The sequence below is a fragment of the Saccharopolyspora sp. NPDC050642 genome (assembly GCF_040654735.1).
Classification (GTDB): domain Bacteria; phylum Actinomycetota; class Actinomycetes; order Mycobacteriales; family Pseudonocardiaceae; genus Saccharopolyspora; species Saccharopolyspora elongata.
Window position 1 is genome coordinate 220,051 of sequence record NZ_JBFAIN010000003.1, and the last position, 16,269, is coordinate 236,319.

Sequence of the window (16,269 nt, forward strand, 5' to 3'; positions counted from 1 at the left end):
CCCGGGCCGCGGGTGACGGAGAGCATGGCAGCCGAGATCCGTCCACGCGGACGGCAGCGAGATCCTTAGGAGTGGCACGTGAAGGGTTCCGAGAGCCTGCTGGCCACGGCGACCGCGGCCGGCGTCCAGGTCTGCTTCGCCAACCCCGGCACCACCGAGATCCCACTCGTCGAAGCGTTCGACCAAGTTCCCGGCGTGCGCGCGGTGCTCGCGCTGTCCGAGGGCGTGGTGACCGGCGCCGCCGACGGCTACGCGCGCATGACGGGCGTTCCCGCGATGACCCTGCTGCACCTCGGACCGGGGTTCGCGAACGGGATCGCGAACCTGCACAACGCACGCCGCGCCCGCACGCCCCTGATCAACATCATCGGCGAGCACGCCTCCTGGCACCAGCCCGCCGACGCCCCGCTGTCCAGCGACATCGAGTCGCTGGCCCGGCCGGTGTCGGGCTGGGTCGGCCGCACCACCTCGCCGGCCTCGGCCGCCGCCGAATTCGCCGAGGCCTACCGGGCGACGCTCGGGCAGCGCCTGCCCGCCACCCTGATCGCCGCCGCCGACCACATGTGGAGCCAGGGCGGCGAGCCCGCCGCCGTCCCGGCCGCGCCGGCGAGGCCCGCGGTCGACGACCAGCAGATCGCCGCGATCGCGAAACTGCTCGCCGGCGGGAGCGGCCGGACCGCGCTGCTGCTGGGCGGGCACGCGCTGAGCGCCGAAGGCATCCGCACCGCCGCGCGGATCGTGGCGACCACGGGCGGCGAAGTGCTGGTCGAGCGCTCGCCCGCGCGCATCGAGCGCGGCCCGGACATCCCGGCCGTGCGGTCGCTGCCGTACTTCCCGGAAGACGTTCTCCGTTCCCTCGAAGGGTTTTCGCACCTGGTGCTGGTCGGCGCGCGGACCCCCGTGGCGTTCTTCGGCTACCGGGGCATGCCGAGCTTCCCGCTGCCCAACGACCTCAAGGTGCGCACCCTGGCCGACACCGACCAGGACGCCGTCGAGGCGCTGCGCGCGCTGGCCGACGCGACCGGCAGCGCGGCGGCCGAAGTGCCGAGCGCCGAGCGTCCGCAGGTGCAGGCCCCGGAAGGGCCGTTGACGGCGGCGAGCATCGCGGCGGCGATCGTGCTCACCCAGCCCGAGCACGCGATCGTCGTGAACGAGGGCATTTCCTCCGGGGCGGCGTACCCGGCGATCGCCGCCGCCGCGCCGCCGCACACCGAGCTGACCAACACCGGCGGCGCGATCGGCATGGGCATGCCGGCGGCCACCGGCGCCGCGGTGGCCTGCCCGGACCGGGCGGTGATCAACTTCCAGGCGGACGGCAGCGCCGCCTACACCGTCCAGGCACTGTGGACGCAAGCCCGCGAGGGCCTCGACGTCACCACGGTGATCTGCGCGAATTCCCGCTACGGGATCCTGGAAGCCGAGCTGCGGCGCGCGGGCGTCGCCGAGCCCGGCGCGGCGGCGGCGAGCATGACCAGCCTCGCGGAACCCGCGATGGACTGGACGGCGATGGCGAGCGGTTTCGGCGTGCCCAGCAGCCGGGCGGCCACTGGCGAAGAACTGCTCACGGCGCTCCGCAAGGCGCACGCCGAACCGGGCCCCCACCTGATCGAAGCCGTGCTGTGAAACGGCGATCCCATCGGGCCTCTTGCGCTCGCGGCGGCCTGCACGGCTCGTGAGCACTTGTGGTCGCTAGACCAGCCAAAAGTACTCACGACCCGGGTGCGAGTGCTGGTGGTCGCTAGACCAGCCACCAGCACTCACGGAGCACCGGGCGCGGGAACTGACCGTGAGTCCCTTTGGCCCCCAATCCAAAGGGACTCACGGACCCCCAGTGATCAGCCCGCGACGGGCATTCGCTCGTCGTCGAGCAAGCCGTGGCGCATCGCGAACGAGGCCGCCTCCAGCCGGGAGTGCACGCCCAGCTTCGTCAGCACCGACTGCACGTGCGTGCGCACCGTCGTCGGCGCCACCCCGAGCTGCTTCGACATCGCCGTCGTGTGCGCGCCTTCGACGAGCATCCGCAGGCATTGCCGTTCCCGCGCGGTCAGGTGCGAAGCGAGCCGCCGGGCGTCCGTGGTGCCCGCCAGGCGCGGTGCCCGCGCCGCCGCCAGTTCGACGACGACCTCGCCGTCCATGACCCCGCGGATCGCCCCGGCCAGCACCGACAGCCCGCACATCTTGTTCACGTATCCCGCCGCGCCCCTGGCCAGGGCGTCGCGCATGCCCTGCACGTCGCCGTCCGCGGTGAGCACCAGGACCTTGGTGCCCCCGCCTGCGTCGAGGATCTCGCCGATGACGTCGAGCGCGTCGCCGTCGCCGAAGTACCGGTCCAGCAGGCAGATGTCCGGCCGGTGCTCCCGGACCACCCCGACCACCCCGGCCACGTTGTCGGCGGTCCCGACGATGCGGCAGCCGTGCCGCGGCAGCGTCGCCGCCAGCGCGTCGACGAAGATCGCGTGATCGTCGCCGAGTACCAGATCGACCATGTTCGGCGTTCCCCCCGCTCAGGCCGCGCAGCCGGACGGGAACACCAGCAGCGCGCGGGTGCCCCCGCCCGGTGCCGGCTCGATCCGCAGGTCGGATCCGCAGCGCTGCGCCAGCGCCAGCACGATGCCCAGCCCGAGCGATGACGATCCGCGCGGCCCGCGGCCGAACCCCGGCCCGTCGTCGGTGATCTCGATCCGCACCCCGCCGGGCTCGGCGTGGCGCACCGCCACCTCGACCCGGCCGCCGTGCCCGGCGGCGCGCACCGCGTTGTCCAACAGGTTCGACACCATCCGCCACAGCAGTGTCTCGTCAGTGCGCAGCCGGACGCCCTCGTCGGCGCGCAGGGTGACCTCGGCCGTCCCGGACAGCGATTTCACCGCGACGAGCTGGGCCAGCAGTTCGCGCGGCGCGAAGGTCTCCTCGCTGCGCTGCGCGGCCCGCAGGTCCACCAGTTCCAGCAGCCGGTCCAGCTCCAGTTCCATCAGCTGCAGCCGGTGCGCCGCGTCGCCCGGCAGCGCCGGGTCGGTGCGCAGGCCGTCCGCGAGGTAGGACAGCGTCGCAAGACCGTGCCCGAGATCGTGCAGCAGGCTGTGCAACTCCGCGCCACCTCGCGACGTCGCCCTCCGCTGGCGCCCGCGCGATATCGCCGTATCGGTAATCGTGTGCACCTCGACTCCTCTCCCCCAACGGCAGTCTTGTGCTATCCGGCAAATCGGATGCCGCGCGCGCAGCGTTGCAGTTGCTGCGAAAAGAGGAGGGTGACTACTCCACGTGCAGCAGATGCCCGAGGTCCAGGCACGCGGAAGTACTGTTCCCGCGGTAACCCGGCTACCGTCGGTTACCGGGCTCCGTACGCTTCGACGAGCGCTCCGGCCAGCGCCTCGATGCGGTGACAGCCGTCCACTCTGGCACGCGCCGCCGTGGCGAGCCGGTCGGCGACGCCGGGCGAGTCCAGCAGGTGCGCGATCGCCGCGGCCAGCAGTTCGGGCCGCCCGGGCGGCACCAGCAGCCCGGTCTCGCCGGGCGCCACCACGTCGCCGACCGCGTTGACGGCGGTGGCCACCACCGGCACGCCGCACACCATCGCCTCGACGATCGCCAGCGGCAGCCCCTCGTACCGGCTGGGCAGCGCGAACACGTCGAACGCGGGCAGCAGCTCCGCGACGTCGTCGCGCTCGCCCGCCAGCACCACGCGGGCGCCGCTCGCGGCGACGCACGCGCGCATCGGCTCGGCCAGCTCGCCGTCGCCGATCCACACCCCCACCACGCCGGGCCGGTTCAGCGCACGCAGCGCCACGACGAAGTCCTCCGGCGCCTTCTGGTACGTCAGCCGCCCCACCGCGCCGACCACGACGTCGCTCGGCGCCAGCCCCAGCCGCTGCCGGGCGCGCCGCCTGGCCCGCGCGGTGCGCGTCGGCACGTCGTGGTCGACGGCCACCCCGGTGGTGCGGATGCGGTCCGGGGCGAGCAGCCCGCGCCGCAGCGCCTCGACCGCCACGCCGCTGCCCACGCACAGCGCGAGGTCGGTGATCCGGCCGAGGCCGCGTTCGATCTCGACGTAGGCACGCCGCCGCACTCCGCTCTGGAACTCGTGGAAGCCGAACCCGTGGTAGGTGTGCACGATCCGCCCGACACCGGCGCGGTGCGCAGCGATGCGGCCCAGCGCACCGGCCTTGGAGCAGTGGGTGTGCACGACGTCGAAGCGGCGCCGCCTCAGCAGCGTCGTCAGGCGGTGCAGGGCGAGCAGGTCGTGGCCCGGCGAGATCGGCGCGCGCAGCGCCGGTTCGACGATCATCTCCAGCCCGGCGGCCTCCGCGTCGGGCAGCAGGCCGCCGGACCCGGTGATCACCGCGACCTGGTGGGTGGCCGGGTCCAGCGCCTTCGCCCCGCGCAGCGCCAGCACCCCGGCACCGCCCGCCAAGCGGGTGATCACCGTGGCCACCCGCAGCGGCCCGGCGGTCACGGTTCGCCGTCCGGTTCACCGCGCAGTCCCGCGGCGCGGGCGACGCTGACCGCCTCCAGCTGGCTGTGCACCCGGAGCTTGGCCAGGATGCTGCGCGTGTGCGTGCGGACCGTTTCGGTGGAGATCAGCAGTTCCCCGGCGATCTGCGCGCCCCGCTTGCCGGCGACCATGCCGGCGAGCACGTCCCGCTCGCGGTCGCTGAGCGCGTCCAGCGGGCCGTTGCGCTGCCCCGCCCGCACGACGTCCTCGCGCAGTTCGCGCAGCACCGGGCCGAGCAGGTCCGGCGGGTACCAGCTCTGCCCGCGCCGCACGCCGCGCAACACCTCGGTCAGGCGTTCGATCCCCCGTTCCTTCGGCACCCACGCGGCCGCGCCGTCCCGGGCGGCTTCGACGGCCTTCCGGACGTCGCGAATCCCGGTCAGCACGACCACTTCCGCGGCCGGCCGGACCTCCTGCAGGCGCCGCACCAGGCGCCCGGCACCGGCCGGCTCCAAGTCGAGCGTGATCACGTCCGGCCGGGACTGCCGCACCAGATCGGGCAGCCGCGGGTCGCCGGTCGGGCAGTGCCCCACGACCCACAGGTCGGGCACCTCGGCCAGCCGGGCGCTGAGCGCCTCGGCCAGCATGAGGTGGTCATCCACCATGAGCAGCCGCACCACGTCCACGCCCCCCAGCCTGACCGCCCCGGACCGACCGGGCCTCCTCCAATCGCACGAAAGCACCCTCCCGCACCCGCATGGCGGTCTGATGGGTGATGTCCACCTTTTCCCCGCACAACGGGGAAAAAGGCCCTTCACGTCTCATCGCGTCGGTGCCGTGCTCGGCGCGGCCGGGCCGACGGCGCGGCGATCCGGGCTGCGCCACCGGCCGGACGAACTGGACAGCCAGGCCGCGGGGATCGCGTACAGCGCGATGCCCGCGTCCAGGACCCGCAGTGCCAGGAAGAAGAAGGCGAACAGCAGGAACCTGGGCTGCCGCTGCAGCACGGCGACGATGCAGGTGAGCAGCAGATCCGGGATCACCACGCCGAAAAGCAGCGTCTCCAGCGACGCGAACCCGGCGACGAAGTCGTGCGCCTCGTTCACCACCGGTATCGCGAGAACGCCGTCGAACACGGCGGGCACGACGAGCACCAGCGCCACCAACGGCAGCAGCACCAGCATGAGGCTGCTGGCCAGCATCTCCAGCAGCAGCAACGCCAGCATCGCGGTGAACAGGTTGGTCCGCGGCGGATGCCGCCGGACCGTCTGCCACAGGCCCAGCGCCCAGCGCTTGCACTGCTTCACGTAGTCCCCGAAGCTGCTCGGGTCCTGCGTGGTCGCCACCGCCGACGGCGTGAATCCGACCTTGCCGAGCCGCTTCTGGTACACCTCGAAGGTCATGTTGAAGTCCTCGATGACCAGCCCCGGCGGGTTGACCTCGATGCGCGGCAGCACCTCGGTGCGGTACATGCTGGCGAAGCCGGGCACGATGTGGGTCGCGTTGACCCGCCGCCAGGTCTGGCCGAACTTCAGCAGGTACTGCGTCATGGTGTAGATCCGCTGCCGGTGGAAGGCCACCAGCTTGCCGACCGGCCCGAGCGCGCGGTCCCGCCACGAGGTCCGGACGCAGCCCGCCACCGCCACCACCCCGGGATCGTCGAACAGCGGCAGCGCCGCCCGGAAGTACCCGGGCTCCACATGCGTATCGGCGTCCAGCAGCATCACGACCCCGAAGCGGTCGACCAGCCCGAACCGGCGGATCGCCTCCTGCAGCGCGCCGGCCTTGCCGACGTTGCGGGTCGTGCTGATCACGTTCACCCCGGCCGCCTCCGCGAGTTCCACCGTGCGGTCGGTCGAACCGTCGGAGACCACGTGCACGTTCTCCGGCGGCACCAGGGCGGTGATCGCCCGGATGCTGTCGACGATGACGCGTTCCTCGTTGTGCGCGGCCATCAGCACGGCCACGTCGGCCACGCCCAGCCGCACCGGGCGGGCGCGCCGGCGCTGGACGCGGTGGCGCCCCACCAGGAAGTCCTGCTCCGGCGAGGCCACCCCGCCCCGCTGCCGCCACCAGCGCCGCGTCGAGGTCTCGAGCAGGCGCATCAGCCCGATCAGGCCCCACAGCGTGAAGTTGGTCCCGAACACCGCGATGGCCAGCACCCACCAGGGAATCATCCGAATCCTCCACAGCGGACCGGCCGCTCAACTGTCCAGCGGGAGGCTGTGCTGCAGCTCCCGCCAGGTCTCGGTGTCCTCGTAGCCGAACATCCACAGGTAGACCCCGCGGATGCCGGAGCCGCGCGCCGCCTCGAACTTCGCCTTGGAGCTGGCGGCGTTCTCGAACCACACCTCGTGCTCCCGGCCCTGGTCGTCGGTGTAGCGGAACCACGGCGACTGGGTCGGCGCGTCGTAGCCGACCTTCGCCCGGTGCTCGGTGGCCAGCTGGAACGCCTTCAGCCAGGTCACCGCCGTGCCGTGGCCGTCCACCCAGTCGTAGCCGTACAGCGGCACGCCGAGCACGACGCGCTCCGGCGGGATCTGGCTCTTGGCGTAGCCCAGCGTTTCCCGCACCCAGGCGATCGGCGCCACCGGCCCCGGATCCGAGGTCGCCCAGTGGAAGTCGTAGCCCATCAGCCGGACCTCGTCGGCGGCCCGGCCGATCGCGGCGTAGTCCTGCGCCACGTTGCGCTCGTCGTAGCCGGCGTCGGTGGCCTTCGCGAAGACCGCGACCGACAACGTCTTGTCCTCGTCGTCCATCGCCTTGCCCAGCTCGGTGACGAAGTCGCTGAACACCTGCCGGTCGCCGGCGCGCAGGTTCTCGTAGTCGATGTCGATGCCCGCGTAGTCCTCGCGCTTGACGAGCTCGACGATCTGGGCGATGTGGTCGCGCCGCTTCGCCGGGTCGTGCAGCATCCGGGCGACCGGCTCGTATGCCCAGATGCCGTCGGTGATGTTGGCGATCGACGGCACGATCGGGACGTCGGCCTCGCGCAGCTGCTCGATCCGCCTGGCGACCTCGGCGGTCTGCTCCGGCGGGTACTGGTTGGTCAGCCCGCCGTCCTGCCCCACCCCGTACATCCAGGGCGAGACCTCGTTGACCGCCTTCTGGTTCTGCACCACCATCGACGTGCCGTTGTCGAAGTTCCAGAACGGCAGCGACGCGACGACCAGCGAGCCGGCCGTCGGCGGCGCGCCGCGCGGCGTCACCGTCACCACGACCACCAGCACCGCCACCGCGATCAGCGCCAGGAACCACAGGGAGCCGCCGAGGTTCCTGAAGGTCCGGGTGCGGCGACCCGCGGCCGGAGGGTCCGAAGTGGACTTCCTGCGCTCGTCGCCGCGCTGCCGCGCGTTCCCCGCGGGCCGGACCCACTCGACGAGCCAGTGCTTCTTCTCAGTGCTCTGCTTCATCACGTTCTCGCCTCAAGCAGTCACGGCCTGTCCGGCCCGCATCTGTTCGTCGATCACATCTCGGACGATGTCGTCCAGCGTGCGCTGCGGCTGGAAGCCGATCAGCTCCAGCGCGCGGGTGCAGTCCGGCACCCGTCGCTGCATGTCCTCGTGGTCCGGCCCGTACGCCACCTCGTAGGGCACGTGGACGGTGCCGCTGGACGAGCCGGTCATCGCGATGATCCGGTCCGCGAGCTCCTCGATGGTCACCTGCTCGGTGCTGCCGAGGTTGATCGCCATGCCCTCCGCGCCGTCCAGCTGCACCAGCCGCACCAGCGCGGGCACCACGTCGGCCACGTGGCAGAAGCAGCGGATCTGCTTGCCGGTGCCGAAGATCGTCACCGGCCGCCCCTGCAACGCCTGCGCGACCAGCCGCGGGATGACCATGCCGTAGCGGCCGCTCTGCCGCGGCCCGACGGTGTTGAACAGCCGCACGATCACCGCCCGCAACCCGAGCTCCCGCACGTAGTTGAAGGTGATGCTCTCGTCGATGGCCTTGGCCTCGGAGTAGGTCCAGCGGGCCTTCAGCGGCGAGCCGATGATCCGGTCGTCGCCCTCGGACAGCCCGATCTTGCCGTTCTTGCCGTAGATCTCGCTGGTGGAGGCGACCAGCACCCGCGCGCCGTGCCGCAGGGCGGCGTCCAGCACGTTCTCGGTGCCGTGGACGTTGGTCAGCAGCCCCTGCAGGGTGCGTTCCTGGATGACGAACGCGCCGACCGCGGCGGCCAGGTGAAACACCACGTCGGCGCCGGCCATCGCCTCGTCCACCAGGGAGGCGTCCAGGATGGTGCCCGGGATCATCCGCAGGTTCGGGTCGCCGACCGGCAGGTTCGTGGTCCGGCCGGTGCTGAGGTCGTCGAGCCCGACCACCTCGTGGCCGTCCGCGAGCAGCCGTTCGACCAGGTGCGAGCCGATGAAACCGGCGGCGCCGGTGACCAGTGCGCGCATCACGGCCTCCCCGCGGGCACCGCGTGGCCGCGCCGCTGCCACAGCCTGCTGTACAGGTCGTCGATGCGGTCGGTGACGGCCTCGATGCCGTAGGCCCGGCGGATCGCGGGCTCGTCGGCGCGTGGCCGGGCCGCCAGGATCTCGGAGGCGATCTCCGCGCGCATCCGCTCCGCGTTGCCGGGCACCTGGCGGGCCCGGTCCGTCTCGATGCCTTCCAGGGCCGGGCAGGTGGTGTAGAGCACCGGGATGCCGTTGGCCATCGCCTCCAGCACCGACAGGCCGAAGGTCTCCTGCTCGGAGGAGGCGATGAACAGGTCCAGCGCGGACAGCATCGCGGCGACGTCGTGCCGCTGCCCGGCGAAGATCACGTGCTCGTCGACGCCGTGCTCGCGGGCCAGCGCCTCCAGCCGCGGCCGGTCCGGCCCGTCGCCGACGATCAGCAGCTTGGTCTCCTGGCCCAGCATCGGGGCCATCGCGTCGATCACCAGGTTGAAGCGCTTGTTCGGGTCCAGGCGGCCGAGCACGCCGACCACGTAGGCGCCGTCGCCGATCCCGTGCTCGAGGCGCACCCGGGCGCGCGCGGCCCCGTCGAACTCGACCCGGCCGAAGTCGACGCCGTTGGGGATGACGGTGATCTTGCGCGCCGGCATGCCCCAGTTGCGCAGCCGCTCGGCGACGGTGTCGGACACCGCGATCGTGGCGTCCGAGCACAGGTCGGTGCCCAGGTAGAGCGCCCGCACCCCGAGCGTCATGCGGCGGCGTTCCAGGTGGGTCTCGCCGATGGAGTGCTCGGTGGAGACCACCACCTTGGTGCCGGCCAGCCGGGCCGCGAGCCGCCCGTACACGCACGCCCGGTACAGGTGGGTGTGCACCACGTCGTAGCCGCCGTCGCGGATCACCTCGCGCAGCCGCAGGACGGCGCCGATCTGCGTGTTGCGGGTCATGCCGAGATCGCGCACCCGCACCCCGTCGCCGGTGATCATCCCGGCCACGTCGCCCGGGTTGTACAGCGAGACCACGTCGGCGTCGTGCCTGGTGTGCTGCAGGATCGACCGCAGCTGCAGCTCGGCTCCGCCGACGCCGAGCCCGGTGATCACGTGCAATACCTTCATCACGTTCCCCTCTTCGGATTTCCAGGTCATTTCCCGCACCGGTGCGCGCGCCGGAGGCCGGCCCGCAGGACGATCCCGGCCGTCCGGGCCACGATCACCGCGTCCCACCACGGCGACCAGTACTCGATGTACTGGTTGTCGAACCGCGCCCGGTCCGGGATGGAGGTGTCCCCGTGCAGGCCCTGCACCTGCGCCCAGCCGGTCATGCCGCCACGCGCCCGGTGCCGGTCCGCGTAGCGCGGGATCTCGCGGCCGAAGCGCACCGCGTAGTACGGCCGCTCCGGGCGCGGCCCGACCAGCGACATGTCGCCGCGCAGGACGTTGATCAGCTGCGGCAGCTCGTCGAGGTGCGTGCCGCGCAGCCAACGGCCGAGCGCGGTGCACTGGTCGGCGGTCACCGCCCAGGTCTCCCCGAGATCGCCGTCGACGGTGCGGAGCTTGATGACTTCGCTGATCCGGCCGGCCCGCGTCACCCGGAGCTGGCGGAAGAACGCCCGGTCCCGGCCGCCGAGCGCGACCAGCGCGGTCAGCACCAGCAGCAGCGGCCCGAACACCAGCAGCATCAGTCCACTGAGGACGAAGTCGGTGCCGCGCTTGACCAGCTCGCCCGCCCGGCCGTGGCCGAAGCGGCGCAACGGGATCAGCGGCACGCCCCAGATCTCGTCCAGCCCGGCGCGCGGCAGCGCCATGCCCAGCTCGTGCAGGCGCGGCACGACGCACACGTCCGCGGGCAGCGGGCGGGCGGCCCGGATCGCGGTGACCAGATCCGGGCCGTCGCCGCACACCAGCACCCGCGTGATGCGTTGCGCGGCAACGGCTTCCGCCAGCTCACCGGGCCGTTCCAGCAGTCGCGTCCGCAGCCCGAACTCCGGGTGCTCCGCGGCCATCTCGGCGATCTCCCCGGCCACCGGGTCCGATCCGACGATCAGCGTCGGCTCGCCCAGGATTCCGCGCTGGTACCCGCCGCGCAGCAGCGCGTACAGGCCGCCGCGCGCCACGGCCAGGCCCGCGAACGCCGAGGCGCCGGTCAGGAACACAGCGCCACCGGGCAGCCACGGCAGCAGCACCACCAATGGCGCCGCCGCCGCGACCGCGAGCTGCGGCAGCTGGTCCGACACCCGCAGGCAGATCCGCAGCCGGTGCTGGCCCTGCGCGGCCAGCCCGGCGAACGCCGCCAGCGCGTATCCCGCGTCGAGCAGCCAGTTCGCCCCGGCGACCGGGATCAGCAGCACCAGCGCGACGAGGTCGACCGCGGGCAGCACCCAGCCCCCGACCTGCCGCCGCACCCGCAGCCCGGGATTGCCGGCCGCGAGCGGCCACGGCTGCGCGACGGCGGGGTCGGTCATGCTCATCCGGCACCTCCGACGGCGATCGGGCGAGCCGTGGTCGCGACGAGCCGGTCGGTGATCATCCGCACCGCGTAGTCGGCGCCGTAGACGAACCGCATGACCGGACCGTGGCTCGGCGCCACCAGCGGCCCGGCGAAGTACAGGCCCGGCACCGACGACTCGAAGTCGCGGCCGACGCGCGGCGTGGCGTCGATGGTGCGGATCGCCGCGCGCAGCCCGGGCGAGAGCATCGGCAGCCTGCTGAGGTCCGGCGGATAACCGGTGGCGCTGATGACGTGGTCCGCGGTGAACTCGCGCACCCCGCCGCCGACCCGCACCCCGATCCGGACCTGGTCCCCGGTGGCCTTGGCCCAGTCCAGCCGGTGCCCGACGTGCACCGGGAAGCGGCCTTCGACCCGCTCCCGCAGCCACCAGCCGCCGGCCGGCCCGAGCGCGGTGCGCGCCCGGTAGATCCGGGTCGAGCGCGGCAGGTGCCGGAACAGCTTCGGGTGCTCGGAGTAGAACCAGGTCGACAGGCCCGAGCCCAGCCCGGCCTCCGGCTCGCGCATCCGGTTCAACAGTGGACGATCGGGCAGCAGCGGCTTGCCGTTCCACGCGATGCCCGGCGCGCGCGCCACCAGCCGCGCGTTGGCACCGCTTTCGTGCAGCAGCGCCGCGGTCTCCAGCGCCGACTGCCCGGCGCCCAGGACGATCACGTCCTGGCCGTCGAAGCCGCTCAGGTCGTCGTGCACCGAGCTGTGCGTGGAAATCTCGGCGGGCAGGTCCGCGAGCACGCCCGGAACCCGCGCGAAGTACTCCACGCCGACCGCGACGACCACCTGGCTCGCCTCGACGCGCTCCCCGTCGGCCAGCGTCAGCTCGAAGCGCCCCGGCCGCTGCTCGATGCCGGCGACCAGCTGCTCCTCCACGTCCAGGCCGCGGCCCTGCTGGAACCACTCGCCGTACTCGACGAAGTTCTCCAGCGACACCGGGATGCCGTAGTCCGCGTAGCGGCGCCCGGACTCCAGGCAGAAGTTGCGCAGCGTGTGGGTGCCGTCCGGGTCGGACAGGTTCGACGCGAAGCCCTGCGACTTCAGGTACATGCCGCGCGGCATGTGCGCGCGCCACAGGTTCATCGGCAACCCGAACTGCCGGAAGGACAGGCCGGTCCGACGCAGGTGTGCGGCCAGCGACAGGCCGTACGGCCCGGCGCCGACGATGGCCACATCGACGAGATCGCTCATCTGTACTCCTCGAACAGCCGCTTCTGGCGGCGTCTTGTCGATTTGCCCGGTGCGCAGTTGCGCCCGGGGACGTACTCGGGCCGGTGCAGCTCCGGATGGCGGGTCCGGCGGCGCCACGGCCGGGCCACCACCCGGCAGGCCATCCAGAGCCACATCAGCAAGAACGGCAGCAGGTCGTCGCGTGCGAACCAGGCGGTCTCGTCCACCCCGCGCACCGATGACGCCCACGACCGCAACCCGAGCTCGCCGCGCCGCCAGTACCGCACCGCGGCGATCGGGTCGTAGTTCTCCACCAGGAAGCGGCGGCCGACCGGCTGCCGGCCTGCCGGGATCCGCTGCCCGGAGAGGTCCAGGTAGGACGCGAGCGCGACGTCCATCCCCGCGCTGTCGCGGAAGAGCCGGAACTGGGCGCCCAGCCGCGGGTTGAAGTCCAGCAGCTTGTAGCGCCGGTCGCGGGCGTCCCAACGGAAGTCCAGGTCCACGATGCCGTTGAACGCCAACCGCTCCAGCAGCTTCGTGGCCTCCCCCTGCAGCTCCTCGTTCTCGGCGCAGGCGCCGAGGCTGGTCAGCCCGGCGTGCGCCGGGTAGGAGCGCTCCTTGACGCCGGTGAAGGCCGGCAGGCACACCGCGGCGGCGTCGCAGTAGCCGTGGAAGAACCAGTCATCGCCGGGCCCGCCCGGGATGAACTCCTGCAGCATCAGCCCGCCGACCGCGGCCTCCCCGCAGCGCTCGTAGAGCGCGGCCAGCTCGTCGGCGTCGCCCACGATCGTGGTGCTGCGCACCTTGCCCTTCGTCGTGACCCACGGCTCGGCGAGCTTCGCCACCAGCGGATATCCCACCCGGGCGGCGAAATCCTGCGCCTCGTCCCAGCTGCCGACCAGGCACGCGGCCGCGCACGGCACGTCCAGCTGCCTGCACAGCTCGTACATCGAGTACTTCCCGGCCAGCCGGCGCGGCAGATCCCGCGGCGGCTGGGCGAACCGGAAGTACGGCCGCAGCGGATCGCCGTGCTCGGCCAGGAAGATCGCGCCCGCGTCGTCGGTGGGGATCAGCACCGACGGCCGGCCGATCCGGTCGGCGAGCTCCACCAGCCCGGTGAGCAGCTCGTCGGTGTCCGCCGGGTCCGGGCTCCACAGCCAGCGCCCGCGCAGGTAGCGGGAATGCGCCGCCGGGGCGAGGGAATCCTCCTGCACCGCGTACACCGGGACCCCGACCCGGCCGAGGCTGCGGATCACCCCGAGCCCGCCGTGGTGCAGGACGTTCGGGTCGAGCTTGAAGACGACCGCGGGCATGGACGTGTCGAACACCGGCGCCGACCCCCTCACAGCACGCGCCGGTGCGGCACGGCGTCGAACTGGTAGGTCGCGTCGAGCACCTGCGGGCACTCCCGCGCCCAGCCGTAGTCGACGCCGGGGTGCACGGTGTGCAGCACCGCGACGTCCCAGTCGCGGCCGTGCGGCGCCGGCTCGCTGGTCATCCGGGTGCCGTCCGGCAGGGTGATCTCCGGCAGCAGCGGGTCGAAGTAGTGCACGTCGATCCCGATCCGCCGCAGCCCGGCGAGGATCGGCAGCGCGGGCGACTCGCGCAGGTCCCGCACGCCCGCCTTGTAGCTGACCCCGGCGACCAGCACCCGGGCGCCCGCGTGGTCGAGGCCCGCCTCGGCGAGCAGCTCCACCACCCGCTGCACCACCTGGCCCGGCCGCTGGTCGATCGACCGCATCGCCTGCTCGATGACCGGCGTCGAAAGCCCTTGCTGCCCCAGCTGCCACAGCAGGTAGTGCGGGTCGCACGGGATGCAGTGCCCGCCGACGCCCGGCCCCGGGAAGCTGCCCAGGAACCCGTACGGCTTGGTGCCGGCGGCGATGGTCACCTCGATCGGGTCCAGGCCCAGCACCGCGCACGCGTCGGCCATCTCGTTGGCCAGCGCCAGGTTCACGGCGCGGAAGATGTTCTCGTAGAGCTTGGTCAGCTCGGCGGCCTCCGGCGAACTCACCAGGTACACCGAATCGGTCATCCGCCGGACGACCTCGGCGGCCCGCTCGGCGCACTCCGCCGTGGCACCGCCGACGACGCGCGGCGTTTCCCGCTGCACGTGGTCGAAGTTGCCGGGGTCGATGCGCTCCGGGCTGAACGCCACGTGCACGTCGGTGCCCACCCGCAGGCCCCGCTGCGCCAGCGGCTCGACCAGCAGCTGCCGGGTGGTGCCGGCGAACGTCGTCGAGGTCAGGATGATCACCTGGCCGCGGCGCGCGAACGACACCACGGTCTCGCACGCCGCCCGCAAGGCGGCCAGGTCCGGCTTGTGCGCGGCGTCCACCGGCGTCGGCACGCACACGATCACGGCGTCCGCGTCGGCGAGCACCGACGGATCGCAGGACAGCTCCAGCATGCCCGCGGCCAGCGACGCCGACAGCGCGCGCCGCTCCGGCTCGGGCAGGTCCACCTCGCCGGTCTTGATGGCCCGCAGCCGGTCCTCGCTGATGTCGAAGCCGGTGACCTGCGCGGTCGGTGATTGCAGGGCGCACGCGGTGGGCAGGCCGACGTAGCCCAGCCCGACGACGACCACCGACTCGGCTCGTTCGGGCCGCCGCGGTTCGAACGCGATCAGCCGGTTCGCCAACAGGCGCTCGCGGCCGTTGACCGCCAATGCGAGCGGATGTTCAGTCACGGTTCCTCCCCCAGTTCGCCGTGCTGCTGGAAGAACCCTCGCATCCGATTACCGACGGGTTCTCCTACAGCGGGGGGAGCGCGCTTACCGAATCCGGACGAGCCCGCGCGATCTTTTCCGGCGAAACCCCTTTCGCCCCAACGAAACCTGCACGATCGGGGGCGTCACCCGTTCGCGGGGCGGGGTGGAGTCAACGGCCTGATCGCTGCGCTAGACGGGACGAACGGGCCGTTCACCTCGCCCGCTCGACCGGGGCCAGGCGCAGGCGGTCGCACCTCGACAGCGGAGGTCGCGCCAAGAGGAGGAATTCGGCTGGGGTCAGCGGTTGGCCGTCAGCGCGTGGCGCAGGCGCTTGGCCAGCAATCGCAGCCCACCGTCCCGGTCACCCACGTAGGTGCGCGGCAGGGCGTGCCGGCCGGAGATCGGGGAACGCCAGATGGCGCAGGCGTAGTCGTAACCGGCCGCCTCGACCGTGTTCCGCACCCGCAGGTCGACGTCGCCGTACGGGTAGCAGAACCCACCGACGTCCTGGCCGGTGAGGTCGCGCAGCCGCTCCCTGCTCTCGGCGATCTCGACGAGCAGCTCGTCATCGTCCAATTCGGACATCTGCTGGTGCAGCATCCCGTGCGAACCGACCTCCAGGCCGGCCGACACGATCCCGCGGACCTCCTCCGCGGTCACCAGCCGCTTGCGCGGTCCATCGGCGTCCCAGGCGTTGTGCCCGCCGAGCCGCCCGGCGATCACGAAGACGGTCGCGGTGCAGCCGTACTTCTCCAGCGACGGCCGTACATTGTGGACGAAGTCGGCGTAGCCGTCGTCGAAGGTCAACCCGACCAGGCCGCCGGCGTCCCCCTCCTGGCGCGCCTGCATCAGCTCGCGCATCGACACCCCGCGCAGCCCGTTGCGGCGCAGCCAGCGCAACTGCCGGTCGAAGCGCTGCGGATCGACCGTCACCAGGTACGGATCGCGGGAGTACGTGGCCACCGAGTGGTACATCAGGACGTACGGGAACGGGCGCTCGGTCTCGCTCCGGGCCCACCTGGTAACGGTCTGCGTCATGGCGTCGCCGCTTTCCTCGGCAGCAGTTC

Annotated in this window: 14 protein-coding genes; 1 reads left to right on the forward strand and 13 read right to left on the reverse strand. The window is 72.5% G+C overall.

Going from position 1 to position 16,269, the window contains the following annotated elements; all coding sequences use genetic code 11:
- Positions 1 to 78 precede the first annotated feature (78 nt).
- Positions 79 to 1,623 (forward strand): acetolactate synthase large subunit, encoded by a 1,545-nt coding sequence (locus AB0H93_RS07695; RefSeq protein WP_358569056.1) that lies wholly within the window; start codon positions 79 to 81, stop codon positions 1,621 to 1,623.
- A 212-nt stretch (positions 1,624 to 1,835) separates the two neighbouring features.
- Here AB0H93_RS07695 and AB0H93_RS07700 read toward each other — a convergent pair whose 3' ends face one another.
- From AB0H93_RS07700 to AB0H93_RS07760, 13 genes are all read right to left on the reverse strand, one after another.
- A complete protein-coding gene (locus tag AB0H93_RS07700) occupies positions 1,836 to 2,486 on the reverse strand; it encodes a response regulator transcription factor (protein ID WP_358569059.1) in 651 nt (216 codons plus the stop codon).
- An 18-nt stretch (positions 2,487 to 2,504) separates the two neighbouring features.
- Complete coding sequence (locus tag AB0H93_RS07705) at positions 2,505 to 3,083, reverse strand: ATP-binding protein (RefSeq protein WP_358569062.1); 579 nt, start codon at positions 3,081 to 3,083, stop codon at positions 2,505 to 2,507.
- Positions 3,084 to 3,325: 242 nt separating this feature from the next.
- Positions 3,326 to 4,450, reverse strand: a complete 1,125-nt coding sequence (locus AB0H93_RS07710; protein ID WP_358569065.1) for a glycosyltransferase — start codon at positions 4,448 to 4,450, stop codon at positions 3,326 to 3,328.
- Positions 4,447 to 5,115 carry a response regulator transcription factor gene (locus AB0H93_RS07715; RefSeq protein ID WP_132486789.1) on the reverse strand — a complete coding sequence of 223 codons (669 nt, stop codon included), beginning with the start codon at positions 5,113 to 5,115 and terminating at the stop codon, positions 4,447 to 4,449. The genes AB0H93_RS07710 and AB0H93_RS07715 overlap by 4 nt, the downstream gene beginning before the upstream one ends.
- A 135-nt stretch (positions 5,116 to 5,250) precedes the next feature.
- The gene (locus tag AB0H93_RS07720) at positions 5,251 to 6,606 is read right to left on the reverse strand and encodes a glycosyltransferase family 2 protein (protein ID WP_358569068.1); all 1,356 of its coding nucleotides are present in this window, start codon (positions 6,604 to 6,606) and stop codon (positions 5,251 to 5,253) included.
- Between the two features lie 27 nt (positions 6,607 to 6,633).
- Positions 6,634 to 7,842, reverse strand: a complete 1,209-nt coding sequence (locus tag AB0H93_RS07725) for a glycosyl hydrolase family 18 protein (RefSeq protein WP_358569071.1) — start codon at positions 7,840 to 7,842, stop codon at positions 6,634 to 6,636.
- A 12-nt stretch (positions 7,843 to 7,854) separates the two neighbouring features.
- The gene (locus AB0H93_RS07730; protein WP_358569074.1) at positions 7,855 to 8,829 is read right to left on the reverse strand and encodes an NAD-dependent epimerase/dehydratase family protein; all 975 of its coding nucleotides are present in this window, start codon (positions 8,827 to 8,829) and stop codon (positions 7,855 to 7,857) included.
- Positions 8,829 to 9,941 (reverse strand): glycosyltransferase, encoded by a 1,113-nt coding sequence (locus tag AB0H93_RS07735; protein ID WP_358569077.1) that lies wholly within the window; start codon positions 9,939 to 9,941, stop codon positions 8,829 to 8,831. The genes AB0H93_RS07730 and AB0H93_RS07735 overlap by 1 nt, the downstream gene beginning before the upstream one ends.
- A 26-nt stretch (positions 9,942 to 9,967) precedes the next feature.
- Complete coding sequence (locus AB0H93_RS07740; protein ID WP_358569080.1) at positions 9,968 to 11,293, reverse strand: sugar transferase; 1,326 nt, start codon at positions 11,291 to 11,293, stop codon at positions 9,968 to 9,970.
- On the reverse strand, positions 11,290 to 12,513 hold the full coding sequence (locus tag AB0H93_RS07745) for an NAD(P)-binding domain-containing protein (protein WP_358569083.1): 1,224 nt from the start codon (positions 12,511 to 12,513) through the stop codon (positions 11,290 to 11,292). Before AB0H93_RS07745 ends, AB0H93_RS07740 begins: the two co-directional genes overlap by 4 nt.
- Complete coding sequence (locus AB0H93_RS07750) at positions 12,510 to 13,820, reverse strand: carboxylate--amine ligase (protein WP_358569085.1); 1,311 nt, start codon at positions 13,818 to 13,820, stop codon at positions 12,510 to 12,512. Before AB0H93_RS07750 ends, AB0H93_RS07745 begins: the two co-directional genes overlap by 4 nt.
- Before the next feature lie 14 nt (positions 13,821 to 13,834).
- On the reverse strand, positions 13,835 to 15,181 hold the full coding sequence (locus AB0H93_RS07755) for a nucleotide sugar dehydrogenase (protein ID WP_358569088.1): 1,347 nt from the start codon (positions 15,179 to 15,181) through the stop codon (positions 13,835 to 13,837).
- A 318-nt stretch (positions 15,182 to 15,499) separates the two neighbouring features.
- Positions 15,500 to 16,240, reverse strand: coding sequence for a polysaccharide deacetylase family protein (locus AB0H93_RS07760; RefSeq protein WP_358569091.1), 741 nt, complete (start codon positions 16,238 to 16,240; stop codon positions 15,500 to 15,502).
- Positions 16,241 to 16,269: the final 29 nt, after the last annotated feature.

What these genes read in the sequence shown, in the direction of transcription:
- AB0H93_RS07700 (WP_358569059.1), bottom strand. Translation starts at nt 2,486, where the DNA reads ATGGTCGATCTGGTACTCGGCGACGATCACGCGATCTTCGTCGACGCG.
- AB0H93_RS07720 (WP_358569068.1), bottom strand. Translation starts at nt 6,606, where the DNA reads ATGATTCCCTGGTGGGTGCTGGCCATCGCGGTGTTCGGGACCAACTTC.
- AB0H93_RS07725 (WP_358569071.1), bottom strand. Translation starts at nt 7,842, where the DNA reads ATGAAGCAGAGCACTGAGAAGAAGCACTGGCTCGTCGAGTGGGTCCGG.
- AB0H93_RS07730 (WP_358569074.1), bottom strand. Translation starts at nt 8,829, where the DNA reads ATGCGCGCACTGGTCACCGGCGCCGCCGGTTTCATCGGCTCGCACCTG.
- AB0H93_RS07735 (WP_358569077.1), bottom strand. Translation starts at nt 9,941, where the DNA reads ATGAAGGTATTGCACGTGATCACCGGGCTCGGCGTCGGCGGAGCCGAG.
- AB0H93_RS07740 (WP_358569080.1), bottom strand. Translation starts at nt 11,293, where the DNA reads ATGAGCATGACCGACCCCGCCGTCGCGCAGCCGTGGCCGCTCGCGGCC.
- AB0H93_RS07745 (WP_358569083.1), bottom strand. Translation starts at nt 12,513, where the DNA reads ATGAGCGATCTCGTCGATGTGGCCATCGTCGGCGCCGGGCCGTACGGC.
- AB0H93_RS07760 (WP_358569091.1), bottom strand. Translation starts at nt 16,240, where the DNA reads ATGACGCAGACCGTTACCAGGTGGGCCCGGAGCGAGACCGAGCGCCCG.